Origin of the sequence: Shewanella sp. M-Br (assembly GCF_036245925.1) — a bacterium.
In the GTDB taxonomy this organism is placed as follows: Bacteria; Pseudomonadota; Gammaproteobacteria; order Enterobacterales; family Shewanellaceae; genus Shewanella; species Shewanella oncorhynchi.
This window is the reverse complement of record NZ_BJBV01000034.1, coordinates 20047-43428: the sequence shown is the minus strand read 5'-3', so window position 1 is coordinate 43428 and position 23382 is coordinate 20047. Positions and strand designations below refer to the sequence as shown.

General features: G+C 46.4%; 22 protein-coding genes. 15 read left to right on the top strand and 7 right to left on the bottom strand.

From position 1 onward, the window contains the following. Window positions 1–154 precede the first annotated feature (154 nt). The 3 genes from slmA to coaBC are packed head-to-tail and all read right to left on the bottom strand — an operon-like array spanning window position 155 to window position 2458. Complete coding sequence (gene slmA, locus AAA952_RS21195; protein ID WP_113941097.1) at window positions 155–748, bottom strand: nucleoid occlusion factor SlmA; 594 nt, start codon at window positions 746–748, stop codon at window positions 155–157. 34 nt (window positions 749–782) lie between these two features. After that, window positions 783–1241: a dUTP diphosphatase gene (gene dut / locus AAA952_RS21190; protein ID WP_105251173.1), complete on the bottom strand. Its 459-nt coding sequence runs from the start codon at window positions 1239–1241 to the stop codon at window positions 783–785. Beyond that, the gene (coaBC, locus tag AAA952_RS21185) at window positions 1238–2458 is read right to left on the bottom strand and encodes a bifunctional phosphopantothenoylcysteine decarboxylase/phosphopantothenate--cysteine ligase CoaBC (RefSeq protein ID WP_338259424.1); all 1221 of its coding nucleotides are present in this window, start codon (window positions 2456–2458) and stop codon (window positions 1238–1240) included. The genes dut and coaBC overlap by 4 nt, the downstream gene beginning before the upstream one ends. 122 nt (window positions 2459–2580) lie before the next feature. Between coaBC and radC the strand changes: the two genes are divergently transcribed. The 5 genes from radC (at window position 2581) to AAA952_RS21160 (ending at window position 6077) form a co-directional block, all read left to right on the top strand. Then, entirely contained in the window at window positions 2581–3258 is a 678-nt protein-coding gene (gene radC / locus AAA952_RS21180; RefSeq protein WP_113941095.1) for a RadC family protein, read from the top strand. A gap of 121 nt (window positions 3259–3379) precedes the next feature. Then, window positions 3380–3616, top strand: a complete 237-nt coding sequence (gene rpmB / locus AAA952_RS21175; RefSeq protein ID WP_006079870.1) for a 50S ribosomal protein L28 — start codon at window positions 3380–3382, stop codon at window positions 3614–3616. Between the two features lie 6 nt (window positions 3617–3622). Beyond that, complete coding sequence (gene rpmG, locus AAA952_RS21170; RefSeq protein ID WP_006079871.1) at window positions 3623–3796, top strand: 50S ribosomal protein L33; 174 nt, start codon at window positions 3623–3625, stop codon at window positions 3794–3796. A 323-nt stretch (window positions 3797–4119) separates the two neighbouring features. Continuing rightward, complete coding sequence (argA, locus tag AAA952_RS21165) at window positions 4120–5439, top strand: amino-acid N-acetyltransferase (protein WP_105251176.1); 1320 nt, start codon at window positions 4120–4122, stop codon at window positions 5437–5439. Window positions 5440–5558: 119 nt separating this feature from the next. Next, the gene (locus AAA952_RS21160; protein ID WP_338259413.1) at window positions 5559–6077 is read left to right on the top strand and encodes a PH domain-containing protein; all 519 of its coding nucleotides are present in this window, start codon (window positions 5559–5561) and stop codon (window positions 6075–6077) included. Between the two features lie 49 nt (window positions 6078–6126). Here AAA952_RS21160 and rarD read toward each other — a convergent pair whose 3' ends face one another. Beyond that, on the bottom strand, window positions 6127–7011 hold the full coding sequence (rarD, locus tag AAA952_RS21155) for an EamA family transporter RarD (protein WP_113941091.1): 885 nt from the start codon (window positions 7009–7011) through the stop codon (window positions 6127–6129). Window positions 7012–7216: 205 nt separating this feature from the next. Then, entirely contained in the window at window positions 7217–7681 is a 465-nt protein-coding gene (locus AAA952_RS21150; protein WP_006079875.1) for a thioesterase family protein, read from the bottom strand. A 327-nt stretch (window positions 7682–8008) separates the two neighbouring features. Here AAA952_RS21150 and recQ point away from each other — a divergent pair, with 327 nt between their 5' ends. Further along, window positions 8009–9832 carry a DNA helicase RecQ gene (gene recQ / locus AAA952_RS21145; RefSeq protein ID WP_263207452.1) on the top strand — a complete coding sequence of 608 codons (1824 nt, stop codon included), beginning with the start codon at window positions 8009–8011 and terminating at the stop codon, window positions 9830–9832. Here the strand turns inward: recQ and AAA952_RS21140 are convergent. Beyond that, window positions 9814–11595: a diguanylate cyclase domain-containing protein gene (locus AAA952_RS21140; protein ID WP_338259408.1), complete on the bottom strand. Its 1782-nt coding sequence runs from the start codon at window positions 11593–11595 to the stop codon at window positions 9814–9816. The two genes, recQ and AAA952_RS21140, sit on opposite strands and share 19 nt — an antisense overlap. 509 nt (window positions 11596–12104) lie before the next feature. Here AAA952_RS21140 and leuA point away from each other — a divergent pair. The 6 genes from leuA (at window position 12105) to glpK (ending at window position 20449) form a co-directional block, all read left to right on the top strand. Further along, on the top strand, window positions 12105–13673 hold the full coding sequence (leuA, locus tag AAA952_RS21135) for a 2-isopropylmalate synthase (protein WP_113941087.1): 1569 nt from the start codon (window positions 12105–12107) through the stop codon (window positions 13671–13673). 70 nt (window positions 13674–13743) lie between these two features. Continuing rightward, window positions 13744–14838 carry a 3-isopropylmalate dehydrogenase gene (gene leuB / locus AAA952_RS21130; RefSeq protein ID WP_338259406.1) on the top strand — a complete coding sequence of 365 codons (1095 nt, stop codon included), beginning with the start codon at window positions 13744–13746 and terminating at the stop codon, window positions 14836–14838. A 23-nt stretch (window positions 14839–14861) separates the two neighbouring features. Then, entirely contained in the window at window positions 14862–16262 is a 1401-nt protein-coding gene (leuC, locus tag AAA952_RS21125) for a 3-isopropylmalate dehydratase large subunit (RefSeq protein WP_338259422.1), read from the top strand. Between the two features lie 27 nt (window positions 16263–16289). After that, complete coding sequence (gene leuD, locus AAA952_RS21120; RefSeq protein ID WP_338259404.1) at window positions 16290–16895, top strand: 3-isopropylmalate dehydratase small subunit; 606 nt, start codon at window positions 16290–16292, stop codon at window positions 16893–16895. Window positions 16896–17421: 526 nt separating this feature from the next. Beyond that, complete coding sequence (locus AAA952_RS21115; protein WP_338259402.1) at window positions 17422–18771, top strand: outer membrane protein transport protein; 1350 nt, start codon at window positions 17422–17424, stop codon at window positions 18769–18771. Between the two features lie 193 nt (window positions 18772–18964). After that, window positions 18965–20449: a glycerol kinase GlpK gene (glpK, locus tag AAA952_RS21110; protein WP_173247352.1), complete on the top strand. Its 1485-nt coding sequence runs from the start codon at window positions 18965–18967 to the stop codon at window positions 20447–20449. Between the two features lie 170 nt (window positions 20450–20619). On the opposite strand, the gene AAA952_RS21105 is transcribed toward glpK, so the two are convergent. Continuing rightward, entirely contained in the window at window positions 20620–20955 is a 336-nt protein-coding gene (locus AAA952_RS21105; protein WP_173247350.1) for a hypothetical protein, read from the bottom strand. Window positions 20956–21618: 663 nt separating this feature from the next. Between AAA952_RS21105 and mraZ the strand changes: the two genes are divergently transcribed. The 3 genes from mraZ to ftsL are packed head-to-tail and all read left to right on the top strand — an operon-like array spanning window position 21619 to window position 23375. Then, window positions 21619–22077: a division/cell wall cluster transcriptional repressor MraZ gene (mraZ, locus tag AAA952_RS21100; RefSeq protein ID WP_105251188.1), complete on the top strand. Its 459-nt coding sequence runs from the start codon at window positions 21619–21621 to the stop codon at window positions 22075–22077. 31 nt (window positions 22078–22108) lie between these two features. Beyond that, window positions 22109–23050 (top strand): 16S rRNA (cytosine(1402)-N(4))-methyltransferase RsmH, encoded by a 942-nt coding sequence (gene rsmH, locus AAA952_RS21095; RefSeq protein ID WP_105251189.1) that lies wholly within the window; start codon window positions 22109–22111, stop codon window positions 23048–23050. A 10-nt stretch (window positions 23051–23060) separates the two neighbouring features. Next, window positions 23061–23375: a cell division protein FtsL gene (ftsL, locus tag AAA952_RS21090; protein ID WP_105251190.1), complete on the top strand. Its 315-nt coding sequence runs from the start codon at window positions 23061–23063 to the stop codon at window positions 23373–23375. Window positions 23376–23382: the final 7 nt, after the last annotated feature.

The window sequence follows — 23382 nt, the reverse complement described above, 5'->3', positions numbered from 1 at the left end:
AAAAGTGGATGGGTCCATTCCATTATCCTTGTAAAATCATTGTGTTTTTTGTTCTTAAAATGTTTTTCGAGGATAAAACAAAAGATGGGGCGAAACAAGGAAGGAATACCGAACATAAAGGACGATAGTTACCGTCCTTTATGTTGAAAAATCATTAGCTTTGTAAAAGTTGATGCTGGATAAAACGCCACTGTTCATCGAAGTGTGTCGTCGGTTTGAGTTTGAATTCACTTCGTACAAATTGGGCGATGCGGCCTTCGGCAAAGGCTAACAGTAAATTGGCTAATATGGCTTCGTCTAAGTTGAAGCCTTTACCTTCTCGCAGGGTTTTTTCCCGTAAAATTTGCTTTAACTGGGTTTCAATTTTGGCAAATAAGTTACCAATACGACTTCGCAGGCGTTCATTTTCACCGAGTAGAGCATCACCGTTGAGAACGCGGGAAATTCCTGGGTTACGCTCGGCAAAGATCAGCAGCAGTTGCAGTACCAACTGGCAGCGCTTCATGGTGTCTTTTTCGTCATCCATGATTAAATTGATGCGCGACAATAACGACTCTTCGATAAATTCGATTAAGCCTTCGAACATCCGCGCTTTACTCGGGAAGTGGCGATACAGGGCGGCTTCCGATACACCGACTTCTGAGGCCAGTTTCGCTGTGGTGATCCTTTGTCCTGGGTTGGTTTCTAGCATCTGCGCTAGACATTGCAGAATGTGTTCACGACGATTAATTTTTGGGCTTACAGCCATTGCAGTATCCTTGGCTCAATAACGACTTAGGGGATTATTTAGTGCCTGAATGGCCAAATCCGCCTTCACCACGGTCTGAGCTGTCGAACTCATCAACGAGTTTGAATTGTGCTTGTACCACAGGAACAAACACCAGTTGCGCGAGACGATCGCCCATTTCTAAGGTGAATGGACTGTCACCACGATTCCAACAAGATACCATTAAGGGGCCTTGGTAATCTGAATCTATGAGTCCGACTAGATTCCCCAGTACGATACCGTGTTTATGGCCAAGGCCTGAGCGCGGTAAAATCACCGCAGCAAGTCCTGGGTCGGCCACATGAATAGCAATCCCCGTGGGAATGAGCACTGTTTCACCCGGTGCTATGGTTAAAGCCGTGTCTATCATGGCGCGAAGATCCATGCCTGCACTGCCTGCGGTGGCGTAAGCGGGCAAAGGAAATTCTGAGCCGATACGGGAGTCGAGAATTTTTAATTCAATCGGTGTTTTCATGTATTTGTTTTTTCTTTCACTATCAACGAAAGTAATTGCCGTGCCAACGTGAGTTTGTCAGTAGCAGGCAAATCTTGACTGCCGTGCGGCCAGAAAACACGCAGGGCATTAGCATCGGCATTAAAGCCTAGGCCAGCAATGGAAACGTCGTTTGCGGCGATCATGTTCAAGTTTTTACGTTTGAGCTTATCGTGCGCATAGGCTTCTACATCATGGGTTTCGGCGGCAAATCCCACCACAAAAGGACGGTTAGGTAAGCTCGCAACCGTGGCTAAGATATCAGGATTCCTCACCAGCGCAAGTTGCATTTCTTCGGTCGATTTTTTGATCTTACAGGTAGCAATATCACTAATGCGGTAGTCTGCAACGGCGGCGCAGCCAATAAAAATATCTTTTTTATCAACGTTATCCATAACAGCATCGAGCATATTTTGCGCCGATTCAACATCAATCCGTGTCACGCCTTCTGGGGTGCTGAGATTTACTGGGCCTGAGACTAAGGTGACTGCTGCACCCATATCTGCCGCGGCTTTGGCCAGTGCAAAGCCCATTTTTCCAGAACTGTGATTTGAAATGTATCTGACGGGATCAATTGCTTCACGGGTTGGTCCGGCGGTAATAAGCACCGACTGGCCTGCAAGAGGCTGCGCAGAGACTTCTTTTGTTGCAAAAAAATCACTGGCTAGCTCGGCAATTTCTAGCGGTTCGAGCATGCGTCCAGGGCCGACTTCACCACAGGCCTGACTGCCACTGGCGGGGCCCCAAAGTGTAAAACCACGTGATGCGAGGCTAGTTAAATTCGCTTGTGTAGCCAGATTACGGTACATCTGCTGATTCATTGCCGGACACAGGGCGATAGGTGCCTCAGTGGCAAGACACGTGGTGGTGATTAGCTCATCGGCCATGCCTGCATTAATCCGCGCCAATAGGTTTGCGGTTGCAGGGGCGATGATGACGAGATCTGCCCAACGAGCGAGTTCTATATGACCCATGGCTGCTTCTGCTGCGGGGTCGAGCAAGCTAGATGCCACTGGATGTCCAGACAACGCTTGCAGCGTCAGAGGCGTGATAAATTCCATCGCACTTTGGCTCATCACCACGCGCACATCAAAGCCTCGCTCCTTCAAGCGGCGTACTAAATCAGCACTTTTATAGGCCGCAATACCGCCGCCAATGCCCAGCAGGACGTTTTTATTTGTCAGACTCACAGACATCATCCGAGATAGAAATAATGCCGGCAACAATATCACAAAGTGGTGAATTTTAGTGACTATCCCAGTTCAAAAAATCTCGTCCATACTCAGTAAAGTGAAAATATGTGAGATGACAGGGAGGTCACATGGGGATTAAAGATTGGCCTGAGGGCGAAGGTCCCAGAGATAAACTGTTACAAAAAGGAGCTGCGCATCTCTCGGATGCTGAATTACTGGCAGTATTGCTGCGTAACGGTTTAGCCGGATTAAACGCGGTTGACCTTGCTAGGTCGCTTATTTGCGAGTTTGGCGGCCTCAGAAACCTGCTCTGTGCCCCAAGAAATCAGGTGTGTCGACTTCCGGGCGTAGGACCTGTAAAATACGCCCAGCTTCAAGCTGCGGCCGAATTAGCGCGGCGTGTAGCGCAGGAAAATCTGCAAAGAGGTCAGGTTTTGACAAATCCCGATTTAACTCGGGACTATTTAATGCGACAATTGGCCGATCGCTCCTATGAAGTGTTCGCAGTTTTACTGCTGGATAGCCAGCATAGAGTGATTCAATTTGTCGAATTATTCCGCGGCACAATAGACTCAGCATCAGTGTATCCACGTGAAGTGGTGAGCTTAGTGCTGGAGAAAAAGGCCGCAGCAGTTATAGTTTGTCATAATCATCCGTCTGGTATTGCCGAGCCCAGTCAGGCTGACCGACGAATAACTGAGCGATTAAAAAATGCGTTAGCAACCATAGACGTATCCTTGTTGGACCATATGGTTGTAGGTGATCGAGAGATAGTTTCTTTTGCAGAACGAGGCTGGATTAATTAATCTAACACTTGATCTTCACTCTGTGATCGTGTATAAAATGCGCCCTCTTTGTGCCTCGGGCGACGGCCATACGAGGCACATTAATGCTCGAGCGTTAAAATTGTTTTTGGAGAAGATTGACATGTCAAGAGTATGCCAAGTTACTGGCAAGAAGCCGATGGTTGGTAACAACCGTTCGCATGCAAAAAACGCGACCCGTCGTCGTTTTTTACCTAACCTACAAAACCACCGTTTTTGGTTAGAAGAAGAAAAGCGTTTCGTACAGTTACGTGTATCTACTAAAGGTATCCGTCTGATCGACAAAAAAGGTATCGAAGTTGTTGTTGCTGAACTTCGTGCCCGTGGCGAGAAGGTATAATAGATCATGGCTAAAGCTAAAGGTAATCGTGAGAAGATCAAATTAGTTTCTACAGCTAAGACTGGTCACTTCTACACAACTGAAAAAAACAAGCGTAACATGCCTGAAAAAATGGAAATCAAAAAATTTGATCCAGTTATTCGTCAGCACGTTATCTACAAAGAAGCCAAAATCAAGTAATCCTTGGTTAGTGTTTCGAGAAAAGCCCCTTATTTAAGGGGCTTTTTTTTTGCATTTTTTTAGTGGCTAGTCATCAAGTTGAGATAATTGCCTCGCAAACTTAAGCAACTGAATCATCCCTTGTGAAGTTAAAAAAGTGTGAACACTTGCTGAAAATATAAAACAGTGCGGTTCTAAGCACTTTAAATCATTAAATCTGCACTTTAGTGAGAATAAATTCTTTATATGTGAATTAAAATGCAATACCATACGCGAAAGTTAGCGATTCATTCCTGGTGTGTCATAGTGACGCTGCCAGCTCAAAAATGAGGTGTAAATAACGCGTGCGTACCACTGAACTGGTTGATGGATTTCGTCATTCTGCCCCCTATGTTAATGCTCACAGAGGTAAAACTTTTGTGGTCATGCTTGGCGGTGAAGCTTTGGCTCAAAATCAATTCCGCGCCATCTTAAATGATGTCGCCCTGCTGCACAGTTTAGGGATCAAAGTGGTGTTGGTATATGGCGCTAGGCCGCAGATTGATGCTGCATTAGCCGCCAACGGTATTGCGCCTGCCTACCACGACGGTGTGCGTATCACGGATGAAGATTCGCTCAAAGTGATTAAGCAAGTTGCGGGTGCACTGCAATTCGATATCACAGCGCGTTTATCCATGAGTTTAAGTAATACGCCGATGCAAGGTGCGCAAATTAACTTAGTGAGCGGCAACTTTGTGATTGCTCAACCACTGGGTGTGGATAATGGTGTGGATTTTTGCCTGAGTGGCAAAGTGCGTCGTATTGATGTGCAAGGCTTAAAACGTCAGTTAGATAATCACTGCATCGTATTGATGGGGCCGATTGCGGCTTCGGTTACTGGTGAAAGCTTTAATCTCACCGCTGAGGAAATCGCGACTCAAGTGGCAATTAAGCTTAAAGCAGACAAGATGATCGGCTTTAGCTCACAGAACGGTATTCTCGATCGTAATGGCGATGTAATTGCCGAGTTGATGCCAAATGATGCGCAAAACATCATGAACAAGCTGGCCGAGCAAGGGTCTGCTTGTGTTGGCACTATGGCGTTTCTCAAAGCCAGTATCGATGCTTGCCGCAATGGTGTGCCACGTTGTCATTTAGTTAGCTACCTTGAAGATGGTGCTTTACTACAAGAGCTGTTTTCCCGCGAAGGGATTGGTACACAAATCGTCACTGAGAGTGCTGAGCGTTTACGCTGTGCGTCGATCGCCGATATTGGCGGTGTGTTGAACCTTATCCGTCCATTGGAGGAACAAGGCATTCTGGTGCGTCGTAGTCGTGAGCAGCTTGAGATTGAAATCGAACAGTTCATGTTGATTGAGCGCGACGGTTTAGTGATTGGTTGCGCTGCGCTCTATCCTTTTGAAGAGGACAATGCGGGTGAGTTTGCTTGTTTGGTGGTGCATCCTGATTATCGCGATGCCGACAGAGGCAGTTTACTGCTAAAGAACATTATCAATCAGGCTAGAAACCGCGGTTATTCACGCTTGTTTGCGCTGACAACTCGGAGCATTCACTGGTTCTTAGAGCATGGTTTTGTGATTGAAGATGTTGAAGCACTGCCGCAGAAGAAAAAGCAGTTGTATAACTATCAACGCCGCTCAAAAATTCTCGCGCTCGATCTCTAAGCCGTTCTAACTCAATCTAATCAATGCCAGCCTAGTACTCATATTAGCGCTGGCATTTTTATTGACATAATATGTCTTTATTGGCAGATTAAGGCTTCACTGCACGGGAGATACTGCCAATGAGTCCTCAATTTTTTGAACTCGCCCCTTTAACCCAAACCTCTATCTTCAGTTTTATCGTCTTATTGCTCGGTTTAGCGGGTATCTTACTGATGTTATGGCTAAAAAATATGCCTAAGATAGCGAAGTCAGCGAGTTTAGGTATATTGCTGGTGATGATGGGCGGATTTTCTTGGGTCTTCTATCAATCGAATAGCGCCGAATTAGTGTTAACCGATACAGAGCTCACAGTGGATGTTCCCTTCTATAAAGTGCAGTTATCCCGTGTGGATTTATTGCTCGCCGAGGCACGTATAGTCGATTTGCAACAAGAGGCAGATTTAACGCCGAGATTTAAAACGAATGGTATAGGCATGCCAGGATTTCAATTGGGTTGGTTTAATCTACAAGGGAAAGGCAGGGCATTTTTGGCGATAACAGATAAATCGCAGTTAGTGTTAGTGCCAACGACTAAAGGCTACAGTTTATTACTGACAGTACCGCAAGGGAGTGAGTTTTTAGCACAGTTACAGAAGTAATCATCATATGTCATCACTTCTGCCACTGTGTTTATCGGCGTGATAATGCTCACGCCGTTTTGCGTTTATAGGCCATATCTAAGGTAAAGACGAGTAGCGCGCTCCAGATAAAGCCGAAGGTCACGCCTTTTTCGGCATCGAAGGGCTCATTGAACAGACTCACCGCGAGGATAAACATAATACTCGGGCCAATATATTGGAAAAAGCCGAGCATAGACAATGGAATACGTACCGCTGCCCCTGCAAAACACAGCAAAGGAATGGTAGTCACTATCCCCGCCGCCATTAACATCAGATTCAATTGCCAATCGTTAGTCAGCATGCTCGCCGTGGCAGTGTCTAAGGTTGCGACGAGATAAATCAGCGCTACCGGTAATAACACTGCGGTTTCGACCAATAATCCGGCCTTAGCATCCACATTGACCTTTTTTCGCAGCAGTGCATAGAAACCAAAGGTGCCCGCGAGTGCTAGTGAGACGATGGGAATCGAGCCAAAAGAGATTAACTGGATCAATACGCCAGCGCTGGCGAGTGAAACCGCAAACCATTGCAGTTTACGCAATCTTTCGCCTAGAAATAACATCCCGAGTAAGACATTGAGTAAAGGATTGATGAAGTAACCTAGGCTGGCATCGAGCATGTGATCGTTATTTACCGCCCAGATAAATAGTAGCCAGTTTCCCGCGATCAGTATGGAAGTAATGGTAAGAACCATCAACTGTTTAGGCTGTTTAAACAGTAAGCGTAAGCGAGAAAAACCGCCGATAAACTGCATAATGATCAGCATAAACACGAATGACCAAATCACTCGATGGAGCAAAATTTCGGTGGCGGAAACATGGTTGAGTAATTTGAAATATAAAGGCGCAAAACCCCACATACAGTAAGCACTGACGGCAAGTAGGATCCCTTTGCGGTATTCAAGATCTGGCATGAGACATCTTCGAAGAACAACAAGGTGGCGATTGTAGGTGTGTCTGACCGCTGACTCAAGGGCATCGCCGTGTTCTTTTCGTTACAGAATATCTCCACAAAAAATTGAATGGGCGATTAAAGTGAGTAACCATCCTGTTAATCAGGACGTTTACCTTAGTCAATCTTGAGCCCTAAGGCAGTAATACACATCTAAATTTAATCGCCTAACCCACCATATAAGTCCCTGTTCCAAAAGCGATATGCGTGCCTTGCTCATTATGTAGTTCCATGCGGCATACTGAAACTCGATTACCCGCACGGATCACGCTGCCCGTCCCGGTAAAGGTGAGGCCGCGTCCCGGCCGCAGATAATCAACGCGCATATCGATAGTGCCTAGTGTTTGCAGGCGTTGCTGCAGCTCTTCGACTGTCCAATCATCACGACTGGCGACCAGTCCTGCAAAGGCCGTGAGTCCGCCAACCACATCGAGTACCGTGGCTGTCACACCGCCGTGGAGGATTTGCTGGTGGATATTACCAATCAGCTCAGGCTTCATGTTAATCACCACTTCGACGCCATCAATGTCGTAACGTTTGATATCAAGTCCGAGTAGATTATGAAAAGGAACATGTTGATCAAATACAGCTGCGACTCTTCTCAAAGCTTCGGCTTGGATTGGGCTGGTCATTTTTGGGTCCTTGTCACTGAGTGACGGTATTAGGCGTAATTGGATTTGTTATCAACACTGAGATAAACAAAGTGCGGCTTAGAGCAATTAATCTACAGTGAAGCTTACGGCTAATGCAACTCCGTCGCTAAAATGACGACACCGTTTCGGCAGTTTTTAAAGTATTTTACCCCGCGTTCGTTATTTTTGGCTTAGCCCACTAGGGTTAAAATAGCTGCAATCGTGGTGAATTGCCTCGTCTAAAGCGCTTTAAATTACCGTTGAATCCTGCATTTTGAACTAGTTTGGGTATAGAATAGGCCCCCTCACTTTTGACATAGAAGATCCATGGAAAAGCTCGTACTCGACACGCATGATGATCCGCTCTCGCAACGCCTCGCGCAGGTGTTTGGTTACCGTGACTTTAGGGACGGTCAGCGGGAGGTGATAGAACGTGTCTGCGGCGGGCAAGATTGCTTAGTGATCATGCCAACGGGCGGCGGTAAGAGTCTGTGTTATCAGTTACCCGCCTTGATGATGAATGGCATCACTATTGTCGTCTCCCCATTGATTTCTTTGATGAAAGATCAAGTCGATAGCTTATTGCAAACCGGTGTTGCTGCGGCTTATCTGAATTCTTCTTTGCCGCGTGAGCAGAGTGCCGAAGTATTAAGGCAGCTACGCCACGGTGAGTTGAAGTTACTTTATGTGTCACCTGAGCGCTTATTAACCGCTGATTTTATTGAGCGTATGCAGTCTATCCAGCTGGCGATGTTTGCCATCGATGAGGCGCATTGTATCAGTCAGTGGGGTCATGATTTTCGCCCTGAATATGCGGCGCTCGGCCAGTTAAAGCAACTCTTCCCCTATGTGCCCATGATGGCGCTGACCGCAACAGCAGATCAGGCGACTCGACAGAGTATTTGTGAGCGGCTCGGTATTGACCCGTTCCGTTTACTTTCAAGTTTCGATCGGCCCAATATTCGCTATACAGTCGCCGAAAAGCTTAATGCAGCTAATCAGTTACGACATTTTTTAACGCAGCAGAATGGTACTAACGGCATTATTTATTGCAGCAGTCGCCGTCGTGTCGATGAAGTGGCTGACCGTTTATGTCTGCAAGGTTTTAATGCCAAGGCCTATCATGCGGGAATGACGCAGGAAGACCGTGGTGCAGTACAGGATAGTTTCCTTAAAGATCAAATCGATATTGTGGTTGCCACTGTGGCTTTCGGTATGGGTATTAATAAGTCGAATGTGCGTTTTGTGGTGCATTACGATATCCCAAAAAGTATCGAAGCCTATTATCAGGAAACGGGCCGAGCAGGACGTGATGGGCTCGATGCAGAAGCTTTTATGTTGTTCGATCCCGCCGATATTGGTCGGGTGCGACATTTGATTGAACAGTCCGAGCCAGGACCGCAGCAACAGGTCGAATTCCACAAACTTAATACTATGGCCGCCTTTGCTGAGGCGCAGACCTGTCGCCGCCAAGTGTTGCTGCATTACTTTGATGAGAGTGCATTAGAGCCCTGTGGTAACTGCGACATTTGCCTCGACCCGCCTAAGCGTTATAACGGCACCGAAGATGCACAGAAGGTGTTGTCATGTATTTTCCGTTTAGGCCAGCGTTTTGGTATCAATCATTTAATTGAAGTGTTGCGCGGTTCGAAAGGCGCACCGATAGTCGATCGAGGGCATGACAAACTCACGACTTGGGGGATTGGTAAAGACAAGAGCCATGAGTATTGGCTGAGTGTGATCCGTCAATTGATCCACTTGGGACTGGCGAGTCAAGATGTGACTCGTGGCTCCTCTATTACCTTAAACCCATCGGCACGGCCTGTGCTCAAAGGGGAAGTGGCGCTAATGCTTGCTGAACCGCGTATTCAGTTAACAACCACAAAACGTAAGGCGAGTCAGTCTAAAGCACCGTTGAATTATGACCGTAAATTGTTCGCACGGTTGAAGTTATTGCGTAGAACCATTGCCGAGCAGCAGGATGTGCCGCCGTATTTAGTCTTTAACGACGCTACCCTCGCAGAAATGGCAGCCATGATGCCAACGAGCGCGGGGGAAATGCTCGCCGTTAACGGGGTTGGCGAGCGTAAACTGAGCCGTTTCGGTGACGCTTTTCTCGATGAAATCGCGGCTTATTTAGCGGGAGAATAATAGTTTGGATTATTCTCATTGACTTTAACCTTGCCCAATTGATTGATACTGGCTCGCTTAATTAAAGACTCTAAGGTATCAAACTGTTGCATCGCCGCTATACCAATATTGACCTTACTTGAACCCTGCCAAGGCTGAATGTAAGCAACTAACTGACTAACGACTCTTTTAGCACCAGTTGCCGAGGTATGCGGCAGGATAATGACAATTTCATCCATCGAATATCGGATTAACTTATCTTGCTCCCGTAGTCTGTGTTGTAGCTCATCCTGTAAGAGAGGTAGGTCAACTTGACGGATCTGACTCGCATTAAACAATAATAAAGACAGTGGGTAATTACCTTGTTTGGCACTGTTTAATGCTGATGTGACTTGTTGGAGCAGCGTTTCCGCAGGTTCATTACCTTCAATATGTGGGGCACGATTATTCTGTTTATCAATCAAATACCAAATAGCTCCGCCCAATAATGCCATTGCGATTAAGAACAGTGTGCTATAGGCCCAATCGACATTTAGCTCTTGTAAGATTGAATCTTTTTCTGGTGCAGTGCTATTTGGCTCCTGCTGCAGATCTTGTTGATTTAGACGGGCCTTAAACTGCAATATCCGAGCATTATTCATTGCTTGATTGGTGAGCTCGGCCGCTCGATAGCGTTTGAGTAAGAAAGAATAGGCTTGTTTAAAATCCCCTTTTTCTAAGTAGTGATCGCTCATGATCCCGTAGAATCCTTTGAGATCTGAGTATTGCTTTAGGTTTTCAGCTTGCTCAATAGCGTGATTCATGAGGATTAAAGCGGCATCTTCTTGATGCTGAGCAAAACGAATTTGGGCGAGTAGGCGAGTTGAACGCATTGTCGCTAATTGTTGATTTTGTTTTTTAAACGTATTAATCGCGATAGAAAGATACTCTTCGGCATTATCGATGCGGCCTTTATCGAGCGCGATTGAGGCCAAAATGGCATAACTGTAGGCGAGTTCAAGTGGCGAACCTAGCTCAGGTAAAAGCGCTTTAGCTTGTTGTTCGAGTTTATCACTGTAATCAAACTCTTGATTATCAAGCGCTATCCGAGCTGCATTGCGTAAAATAAAGTGTAAAACTTTCCCTTTTGCATCGGCACTTTGTATACCTAAGTTGGTGTAATACATGGCTTGGGGGAAATCATGGGTGGCATAAAGTAAATTTCCCATGGCGGCATACACATAGGCCTGTGGTGGCCAAATCCAATTTTGGGTTTGAGCATGAATATCCGGATAAATATCAATCGCGAGGCGTAAATCTTCGATAGCAGAGGAGAAGTTATCAGTGTCAGTATCGAGTTGGCCACGTAAGCGTAAAGCATCGACTAAGGCTTGTGGTTGCTGGTAACGTCGCGCTAGGTTAATGGCTGAATCAAGCAAAGGTAGGGCATTTTGAATATTGTTATAGCTAAGGTTGGCGTCGGCTTGGCAGATCAAAAAGTAAGGTCGTACTTGATCTAGCTTAAGTTGTTTAGCGTTTGCTTCGCCTAATTGAGCGACGTTGATAGCGGCTTCATTTTCCCCTATTTGTAGTAGGTTTTGGCATTTCAATACACTTAATCTGAGTCGATTGATATCTGAGCTTGCACTGGTCGCAAATTGTTTTTCTAACGCTGTTATTTGAGTGAGTGCTTTACTGGGATATTGGTAGACGAGTTCAGTGAGTTCATCTAATTGGTCTATAGCACTGGCCCCAAAGGGAAACAGCCATAACAACAGGCTCAGTACCAAGACGCGAAAATCCATTTTGTGCTCCATATAAAATGCGTAAGTTCTAATATCCCTAATCACTAAGGCGGGATTATAACTTTTCTTAATCGTTTTTTGCATAAAAAACTATTTTTTTCTAAGGGGAATAAGTTAACACATCCCAGTGATTTCTGAATCCAAACAGCTGGTTAATTCTGTGGAATCGATCACTAATTTGGGGATGAAACTCACCGTTATTAGCCTTAAGACAGGTTGAATGAGTGGAACATGAAAAAATTAGGGTTGACACTATCGGCTAGGCAAGTTAAATATTAACCGTCCTCAATAATTTAAACAGAATAAATATACAGATTAAATGAATATTATTAGCCGCAAACTCGACCTCCTCCTTCTCTCTCTCGCGGTTTATACGCGGAGGTCTTAGTGTTGCACGCTCGATAAAGAGGCAAAGCATTCACAAACCCCGCACCGATGTTGCGGGGTTTTTTGTATCTGAATACGGCAAAAATTAACTAACGAACGGTGACGTTCCATGGAGAAGCGAGATGTCTAACAGAGTCATAATATTTGATACTACCTTGCGTGATGGTGAGCAGGCGTTAGCCGCAAGTTTGTCGGTCAAAGAAAAACTACAGATCGCTATGGCGCTGGAACGTCTCGGTGTGGATGTGATGGAAGTGGGTTTTCCGGTTTCTTCACCCGGTGATTTTGAGTCAGTGCAGACTATAGCGCGTACCATCAAAAATAGCCGTGTTTGTGCCTTATCCCGTGCATTGGAAAAGGACATAGATGCTGCGGCGCAGGCCTTGTCAGTTGCAGATCAATTCCGTATCCATACCTTTATCTCGACCTCGACGATTCACGTTGAGAGCAAGTTGAAGCGTTCTTTCGATCAAGTGTTAGAGATGGCCGTAGGCGCGGTGAAGTATGCCCGCCGTTTTACCGACGATGTGGAATTTTCCTGTGAGGATGCGGGGCGTACGCCCATCGATAATCTATGCCGTATGGTAGAAGCGGCCATTCGTGCGGGCGCGCGCACCATTAATATTCCCGATACGGTCGGTTACACAGTGCCCAGCGAGTTTGGCAATATCATTCAAACTTTGTTTAATCGGGTGCCGAATATCGACCAAGCGGTGATCTCAGTGCATTGCCACGATGACTTAGGTTTGTCTGTGGCTAACTCGATAACTGCAGTGCAACACGGTGCGCGTCAAATTGAATGTACGATCAATGGCATAGGTGAGCGTGCGGGTAACTGTTCACTGGAAGAGATCGCTATGATTTTAGCGACGCGTAAGGGCATGTTAGGGCTAGAAACGGGCATTAATGCCAAAGAAATTCACCGTACTTCTAATTTAGTCAGCCAGTTATGCAATATGCCAGTGCAGGCGAACAAGGCTATTGTCGGTGCCAATGCCTTTACCCATTCGTCGGGCATCCATCAGGATGGCATGTTAAAAGCACAAAATACCTATGAAATCATGACGCCAGAAAGCATAGGTTTGAATCGCAACAACTTGAATATGACCTCGCGCTCGGGTCGCCATGTGATCAAGCATCGCATGGAAGAAATGGGCTATAGCGAGCACGATTACAATATGGATACTCTGTATGAAGAGTTTCTAAAATTGGCAGATAAAAAAGGCCAAGTATTTGATTATGATTTAGAAGCCTTAGCCTTTATGGAAGCGCAGGCCGAAGAAGACAATCACTATCAATTGCAGCAATTAGTGGTGCAGTCTGACTCAACTGAAGGCGTAGCTACGGCGACTGTGCGTATCGAAGTGGGCGGCGAAATTAAAACCGAAGCCGCAACGGGTAATGGTCCTGTCGATGCTGCCTATAACGCGATTGCCCGCGCAACCGATCGCCGAATCGATATCATCAGCTACAAGCTAGGCGCTAAGGGCGTAGGTCAAAATGCCTTAGGCCAAGTCGACATTACCGCGGTTTACCACGAGCAGAACTTTCACGGCGTAGGTTTAGCGACCGATGTGGTCGAAGCCTCGGCGCGCGCTTTAGTGCATGTGATGAACTTAACGTGCCGCGCAGACAAGGTTGCCGATTACAAACAAAGCATGCAAAAAAATCGAGAGCTAGGCGGCGTCTAGTCGCTAAAAGCATCCAGAGAATAGCAAGGTCGAGCATAAAGCATTTACATTTAAAGGAGTTGGCTGGCGTATGAGTTATCAAATAGCAGTATTAGCAGGGGATGGGATCGGCCCAGAAGTGATGGCAGAGGCGCGTAAAGTGTTGCGTGAGGTTGAAGCGCGTTTCGATTTGAATATCGAATACACTGAATTCGATGTTGGCGGTATTGCCATTGATAACCACGGTTGTCCCTTACCCGATGCCACGCTAAAGGGCTGTGAAGCGGCCGATGCGATCCTATTTGGTTCAGTCGGTGGCCCTAAGTGGGAAAAGTTACCGCCAAATGAGCAACCTGAGCGCGGCGCGTTATTGCCACTGCGTGGTCACTTCGAACTGTTTTGTAATCTGCGCCCAGCTAAATTGCATGATGGTTTAGAACATATGTCACCGCTGCGTAGCGATATTTCCGCCCGTGGCTTTGATGTTTTATGTGTCCGTGAGTTAACCGGCGGCATTTATTTTGGTAAGCCAAAGGGCCGTCAAGGCGAAGGCGAAAATGAAGAAGCTTTCGATACCATGCGTTATAGCCGTCGCGAAATTAGCCGTATCGCCCGCATCGCCTTCGAAGCTGCCCGTGGTCGCCGTAAAAAAGTGACCTCAGTGGATAAAGCCAACGTGCTCGCCTGTTCAGTGTTATGGCGCCAAGTGGTAGAAGAAGTCGCGGTAGATTTCCCCGATGTCGAGCTTGAACACATCTATATCGATAATGCGACCATGCAGTTGCTACGCCGCCCCGATGAGTTCGATGTGATGCTATGTTCTAACCTGTTTGGCGACATTTTATCCGACGAAATCGCGATGTTAACGGGCTCTATGGGCTTGTTGTCATCGGCGAGCATGAACAGTACTGGCTTTGGTTTATTTGAACCAGCGGGTGGCAGTGCGCCGGATATCGCGGGCAAAGGCATTGCAAACCCTATCGCCCAAATTCTGTCGGTGGCATTAATGTTGCGCCACAGCTTAAAGCAAGAAGAAGCTGCGTGTGCGATTGAGCGTGCCGTCAGCAAAGCATTAAATTCTGGCTACTTAACCGGTGAGCTATTGAGCAGCGACAAGCGTAGCCAAGCTAAATCAACCGCCGAGATGGGTGACTTTATCGCCAATGCTATAAAGGAAGGTGTGTAATGACGACTGTGCCAAAAAACGCGGTGGCAAAAACGCTGTATCAAAAAGTATGGGATGCCCACGTTGTAGCGACTCCTGAAGGTGAAGCGCCGATCATTTATGTCGACAGACATTTAGTCCATGAAGTGACTTCTCCTCAAGCATTCAGTGGTTTAAAGGTAGCGGGCCGCAAACTGCGTGCACCGGAAAAAACCTTTGCTACTATGGATCACAACACTTCGACCCGTAGTGCCAGCTTAGATGCGCTAAGCCCAATGGCGCGCGCACAGGTTGAAACCTTAGCGCAAAACTGTAAAGACTTTGGTGTGCGTTTATACGACATTCATCATCCTAATCAAGGGATTGTGCATGTGATGGGGCCAGAGTTGGGTATTACCTTACCCGGCACTGTGATTGTCTGTGGTGATTCCCATACTGCGACCCATGGCGCCTTTGGGGCATTGGCGTTTGGCATTGGTACGTCCGAGGTAGAGCACGTTTTAGCGACGCAAACTTTGCGTCAGTTAAAAGCTAAGACCATGAAGATTGAAGTGCGTGGTCATGTCACCGATGGCGTGACCGCCAAAGATATCGTACTCGCTATTATTGGCAAAATCGGCATGGATGGTGGCACGGGTTATGTGGTGGAGTTCTGCGGTGAGGCGATTGAAGCCCTGTCGATGGAAGGCCGCATGACAGTGTGCAACATGGCAATTGAGATGGGCGCTAAAGCGGGCATGGTCGCGCCGGATCAAACCACTTTCGACTATTTAGCAGGCCGCGAATTTGCACCCAAGGGCGAAGATTGGGCAGAGGCTGTCGCTTACTGGAAAGCCATTAAAACCGATGACGGCGCCGTATTTGATGCTGTCGTTGAGTTAGATGCCGCCGATATTGCGCCACAATTGACTTGGGGTACAAACCCCGGCCAAGTCGTAGCGATCGATGGAAAAGTGCCAAATCCTATTGATGAAGTAAATCCAAGTACCCGAGCTAGTATGGAAAAGGCCCTAGAATACATTGGCCTGAGTGCGGGTACGCCTATGACAGATATCAACATCAACAAAGTATTTATCGGTTCTTGTACTAACTCGCGGATTGAAGATTTACGCAGCGCCGCAGTACATGCCAAAGGCCGTAAAGTCGCGAGTGGCGTCACCGCGATTGTAGTACCTGGTTCTGGTCAAGTGAAAGCCCAAGCCGAAGCCGAAGGCTTAGATAAAATCTTTATTGAAGCGGGATTTGAGTGGCGTTTACCGGGTTGTTCTATGTGTTTGGCGATGAACGATGACAGATTAGAGGCGGGCGATCGCTGTGCTTCGACCAGTAATCGTAATTTCGAAGGTCGTCAAGGCCGCGGCAGTCGTACCCATTTAGTGAGCCCTGCAATGGCCGCCGCCGCTGCGGTGGCTGGGCATTTTGTCGATATTCGTAAACCTTACTAATTACCGTAAACCCAAGAGGAGAAGTTAATGCAACCTTTTACGACCCATACCGGGCTTGCGGTCATGATCGACAGCACCAATATCGATACGGATCAGATCATTCCGAAACAGTTTTTGTCTAAGGTGACGCGCGATGGTTTTGGGGTGCACTTATTTCATGACTGGCGTTATTTAGATGATGCGGGCGATGTGCCCAATCCTGATTTTTCATTGAACCAGTCTCGTTATAAAGGCGCTTCAATTCTTTTGTCGCAGGAAAACTTTGGTTGTGGTTCAAGCCGCGAACATGCGCCTTGGGCGCTGGCGGACTTTGGCCTACGCGCCATTATTGCGCCGAGTTTTGCCGATATTTTTTACGGCAACTCAATCAATAATGGCCTATTGCCTGTGGCGTTAACCCATGCGCAGGTGCGTCAGTTGATGGACGAAGTGGCGGCAGAAGAAGGCGCGCAAATCACGGTTGATCTCACAAGCTGTAAAGTGATTGCACCGTCAGGTGCTGAGTTTAGTTTTACGCTGGCAGAGTCGGCGAGACATAAGCTACTCAATGGGTTAGATGCTATTGGGTTGACCTTGTCCCATGCTGCGCAAATCAGTCAGTACGAAACTCAAATCCAAGGTTGGCGCCGCTAAACTTTCAGCGCACATTTGTACTGGTGTTGAGTCTATATTTAAGCGCCTAGGTTAATACCTAGGCGTTTTTGTTTTAAATCTCAATACACTCTTAATTTAATTAATTGTATTTTAAAGCATAAATTTTTATTGTCGTTTTGATACTAGAAAATTTTATTCTCTGCAGTGATTTATGCTGAATTTGTCGAGTTTAAATGATTTACAGGTGTTCCAGAGTTTTAATTTTTTATCTTGTTGTTTAATATTGGTATTTTTTGATTTATTAATTTAAATCTCACGACTGTCGTGAATGATTTTTGAGTGTTTAAAGGTGGTTTTTTGTTTTAATGGTGATGTATATCACTAAATCTGTTTTAAATTTGTATTTCTTTAGATTTTCTGTCTGTTTTATCTCCTTTGGTTGCAAACATCTTCTGCATAAGTAAACTGCTGCGCATTCAATATGGAGTGTTTGCTCTATTTTGCCTGAACGCCGCAGTACTCATCTAAGTAGTACAGATAACAATAATATGATTAGAGAATAACAATGCAAAAACGTCTTCTGACTTTGGCTGTCACTGCAGCCTTGTTAAGTTCAACGACTCAACTCCATGCCGCGGGTTTTCAACTTGCGGAATACTCTGCTACAGGTTTAGGTCGCGCCTTTGCGGGTGAAGCCGCTATGGCGGATAACGCTTCGGCTCAAGGTCGAAATCCTGCAATGCTGACTTATTTAGAAGGACGTCAGTTGTCCGCGGGTGGCATTTACGTTATGCCAAACGTCGATGTGACAGGTGATGTCAGCCTTAGCTCACCGTTAATTGGTCCAAATCCTGTTGTTATGAAAGGTGGCGATGCACTGGATGTGGCCGATGACGCACTCGTGCCAAATTTTTATTATTCAAATCAGCTAAATGATCAATGGACTTGGGGCCTAGCGGTAAACTCTAATTATGGTCTAGCCACTGAATTACCCGCGACCCACGCAGCGGCTATTTTTGGTAACAAGACTTCGGTTACGACCGTTGAATTTAATCCAAACATCGCTTATCGCATCAATGATGCTGTCAGCGTTGGTGCTGGTGTACGTATCGTTTATGGTGAAGGCGAAATCGGTGCCTCATTACCAGGTTGGGTCGATGATATCAAACCTGCTCTGCCGGCTCCTGTGCAGGCAGTGTTACCTCCAGGTGGCACTGAGCTGAAAAGCATGAAGGGTGATGATGTGGGTTACGGCTGGCAGTTAGGTGCAAGCTGGCAAATTAATCCTGCTCACCGTTTAGGTTTTGCTTATCACAGCGGCGTGCAACTGGACTTAGATGGCCATGCGTCTGGTGTTCTGTACACTGGCGGCCAAGATGTGTCCATTGAAGGTTATTTACCGCTTGAATTGCCCGCTTTTGCAGAGATAGCTTCCCATCACCAATTGACCGATAACTGGGCCATGCATGCGAGTGTAAACTGGACCGATTGGAGCGTATTCGATCAACTAGTGGCTTATTTCCCTGGTGAAGTTAAGCCTAAGGGCGGCTTAGAGTCTGATTTAGTTAAAGAAGAGCACTTCGAAGATAACTGGCGCTTCGCGCTAGGGACGACTTATCAAGTGAATAACGACTGGTTAGTGCGTGCCGGTGTTGCTTTAGATAAAACGGCGGCAAATGACGAGTGGCGCACAACCACAATTCCAGACTCTGACCGTCTGTGGTTCTCTGTGGGCGCAGGTTATCAGGCAACTAAGAACCTGAACGTTGATTTTGCTGTGACTTATATTAAAGCGACTGGCGATGCGCCAATCAATGAACAGCAAAACCTATTGAACCTAGCGACTGTTAACTTTAACGGCGAAGCAAGCGGCGATGTATGGCTTGCGGGTATCCAAATGAGCTACAAGATGTAAGTTCAGTATGTTAAAAAAAGCCCTGAATCTTCAGGGCTTTTTTATAGCTATAGCATGGTGGCGTTATCTTGTTTTACGGCTTGCTTGCTGGTCACGGCGGTAAATTCCGAATATATTCACTGCATAAGTCGGTGGATCATGTTAATTCTCCCTAGCATAAAAAGGCGGCGGAGAGTTCAGATAGGATAGTAGCGTGCAGAAAAAATACGTGGTGGCCTTAGATCAAGGCACGACCAGCTCAAGGGCGATAGTGTTCGATCACGACGCAAACATTGTCAGCGTGTCCCAGCGGGAATTTACCCAGTTGTACCCTAATCCGGGTTGGGTCGAGCATGATCCTATGGAGATTTGGGCAAGCCAAAGTTCAGTGTTAATTGAAGTATTGGCGCGTGCGGGTATTCACAGCGATGAAGTGGCCGCCATTGGCATTACCAATCAGCGGGAAACCACTGTTATATGGGAGAAGGCCACAGGTAAACCTATTTATAACGCGATAGTGTGGCAGTGCCGTCGCAGCGCTGAGATTTGTGAGCAACTCAAAGCTCAAGGGTTAGAAGAATATGTGCGTGAGAATACTGGTTTATTACTAGACCCTTATTTTTCAGGCACTAAGATCAAGTGGATTCTAGATAATGTGCCCAATGCCCGTGAGCAAGCCGAGCGTGGTGAGTTGTTGTTCGGGACTATCGATACTTGGCTCGTGTGGAAGTTAACCGAGGGCAAGGTGCATGTCACCGATCCCACCAATGCTGCCCGCACTTTGCTATTCAATATCCATAGCCTGACTTGGGATAATAAGTTACTCGAAGCCTTAGATATTCCCTTGTCTATGTTGCCTGACGTTAAACCCTCCTGCAGCGTGTATGGTACGACACGGATAGCGGGCGAAGGCAGTGAAATCCAAGTCGCAGGAATGGCGGGCGATCAACAGGCTGCGCTTTTTGGTCAGTTATGTGTCGAGCCCGGCATGGCGAAGAATACCTACGGTACTGGTTGTTTTTTGTTGATGAATACAGGGACAAAAGCGGTGCGCTCAAACCATGGGTTACTGACCACAGTTGCCGTGGGGCCTAAGGGTGAAGTGAACTATGCCCTCGAAGGTTCAGTCTTTATGGGCGGTGCGACCATTCAATGGCTGCGGGATGAACTGGGGCTTATTCGTGACGCCAGTGATACCGAGTATTTTGCCTCTAAGGTCGCCGATACTAATGGCGTGTATCTGGTGCCCGCTTTTGTGGGACTCGGTGCGCCCTATTGGGATCCCAATGCCCGTGGCGCACTCTTTGGTTTAACCCGTGGCGCCAACCGTAATCATATTATTCGGGCAGCGTTAGAATCTGTCGCTTACCAGAGTAAAGATTTACTCGATGCTATGACCAAAGACAGTGGCGTCAGCCTTAAGCGTTTAAAGGTGGATGGCGGCGCGGTCGCTAATGATTTTTTGATGCAATTTCAAGCCGACATTACCGATGTCGAAGTGTTAAGGCCAAGCGTTTGTGAGACAACCGCTTTAGGTGCGGCATTTTTAGCTGGGTTGGCAGTGGGCTTTTGGGAGAGTGTGATAGAGCTTGAGCACAAAGCCTGCATTGATAAGCATTTTATCCCTAATATCGATGCCCAGACTCGAGTACAGCTATACGAAGGTTGGCAGGACGCGGTGGCCAGAACTCGAACTTAAACAATACGCCTTGAGGCGGCATTGGTTTGAGATAAAACTTAATTTGAGGTATCGCATGATTCGAAATCTGGCCTGATTTCAGACATGCTCGATAGTGCTGCTAAAAGAGGCTAATAAAAAGGCGCTAATCCAATGGGATTGCGCCTTTTCCGTTTTATATCAGTACGGATTTATACTTCTACATCAATGATATGTTGGCTCGGTGGCTTCTTGATTTCTGCGGAATCATCGGTCACTTCAAGTACGACACCTTCTTTTAGTTTTAGCGTTTCGGTTTCATCCGATGCACGGCGTTTCTTATTTTTATTGTTATCTGATTCTTTGCGTCTTTCCCTAACTTTAGTATCGTGGCTTTCTAACGCTGGAGGTAACTGCGACTGCGGTGTTTCATGGCTATCGGGGGCATTTGCGCTTGCACTGCTGACTTGGTCAACAACCCGTTTAGGGTGAAACACGGCTTTTACTGGCTGTGCCAGCATGGCATAAATGCTATCCAATCCACTCATAACGCCTCCTTGTTATTACACCTCTTAATATGATATCGGCTGAAGTAGGTCAATATTTAGACTATACGCCGTTTAACTTGTTAAGGCGAATAAGGCGAGCCATTAGGTAGCTAGTGCGGGTATAAGGTGAATGTATAGGGAGAAAGTGGTTCTTTTGGTGGATTTTACGTGGGATTTTTGATCTTTCTCGCAATCGCGACATTAATATTCAGCCATTAGTAAAAAGATGAACGTCTTTATTTGGAATAAAAATTTAGATTTTTATGCTGATTTAAACTCTTTTTTGACTGTCGAATAAGGATGGACGTAAGTTTGTTTTGTTGCGTTTTTGAGTTTGACGTTATTTCTCGACCCGTAAAATCCCACAAATACAGAAATAATTCCCCATTTTTTTCATCGCAAGCACCTGAAAGCAAAAGGTTGCTGAATATATCGGCGCTATTTATTCCTGTTGTTTCCTCTGTTTAGTCAATCTCTAATGGTTTTTCTTGTCAAAAGTTTGTCGCGCGGTTAAGTGCTCAACATGCGGCTAACCCGCTTGCCGACTGGATTTATAAAAGGATCCCATCCCTTGACAATGCTTGTCGACTGTCCCTAAACTTAGCAGTTGTGGGAAATAGTGGATATTTGTGGATCAAAAATCAAAGGATAGGATGAATTAGCGTGTTTCGTGGAGCCAGTGCTATCAACTTAGATACAAAGGGACGGATCGCTATTCCAGTGCGATACCGCGAACCTTTGCAGCTTGAGCACCAAGGCCGCATCGTGATTACCGTCGATATCCAATCCGCCTGTTTACTCTTGTATCCCATTCACGAATGGGAATTGATCGAAGCTAAGTTGTTGAAGCTTTCAGATACCGATAAAACCCAGAGATCTTTAAAACGCCTGTTACTCGGCTACGCCCACGAAGTGGAGCTCGACAGTAATGGGCGCATATTACTGCCGCCACCGTTAAGGCAATATGCCAATTTAGATAAGCGCATCATGCTGGTGGGGCAATTGAATAAATTTGAGCTGTGGGATGAGCAATCTTGGCTGCAGCAAATTGATGAATGTCAGGAAACGATTCGAAGTGAGGATCTCGTTAATAACGAGCGCCTCGCGGATTTTTCACTTTAACGAGTCGTGATAACTAAATAAGAAGAGAGTAATGAGTCAAGAATTTGCCCATTTATCCGTACTGCTAGCAGAAACGGTTGGCGGTTTAAACATCAAAGACGATGGCATCTATATCGATGGCACGTTTGGCCGCGGTGGTCATTCAAGACAAGTATTACAACAACTCGGTGAACATGGTCGATTGATCGCCATCGATCGTGATCCTCAAGCGATTGAAGCGGCCAAACAATTTGCTGACGATCCACGCTTTCAAATCGTGCATGGTGGCTTTGGTCAATTAGCCGATTATGTCGAAGAGCTTGGGCTTGTGGGCAAAATTGATGGCGTATTACTCGATTTAGGTGTGTCTTCACCCCAGCTAGACGATGCTGAACGCGGTTTTAGTTTTTTGCGCGATGGTCCACTCGATATGCGTATGGATAACAGTCAAGGCCAAACGGCTGCGCAATGGTTGGCTCGGGCCGAAATTGAAGATATGGCTTGGGTATTTAAAACCTACGGTGAAGAGAAAAATGCTCGCCATATTGCCCGTTGTATTGCTGCCGACCGTGAGAAAACGCCGTTTTTACGTACTAAAGATTTAGCCGATTTAATTGCGCGTATCACTAAAAATAAAGAACGCAATAAGCACCCTGCGACTCGGGTGTTTCAAGCGATCCGCATTTATATCAATAGTGAATTAGATCAAATTGATCAGGCTCTTGAAGGAGCGGTCAATGTGCTCGCTCCCCAAGGACGCTTATCGGTCATTAGTTTCCATTCTTTAGAAGATCGTATCGTGAAGCGTTTTATTCGTCGTCATAGCCAAGGCGAAAGTGTACCGCACGGTTTTCCGGTTACTGAAGATCAAATTAACAAGTCGCGTAAGTTACGTGCCGTGGGCAAGGCGATTATGCCATCCGACGAAGAAATCGAACGCAATGCCAGAGCTCGCAGCTCAGTGTTACGCATTGCCGAGCGTTTAGATTACTAAGGGGCGCACTGTGAGTAAGCCCTCGATTAATCTGCCACGGATCGTTTTACATGATTTATGGCTGCACAAATGGATCTTGTTATTAGCCTTGCTTGTGCTGAGTAATGCGGTTGCCGTGGTTTATGGCAGCCATGTTAGCCGTCAACTGACAACCCAGTGGGACCAGTTACTGCAGGAGCGAGATAGATTAGATATTGAGTGGCGCAATTTATTATTAGAAGAGCAATCGCAGACTGAGCACAGTCGTATTACGCGTATTGCCTCTAAGGAACTCAACATGAGTCGTCCGTTACCCAGCGAAGAAGTTGTGGTAAAGGTGCCGTGAGTATAGG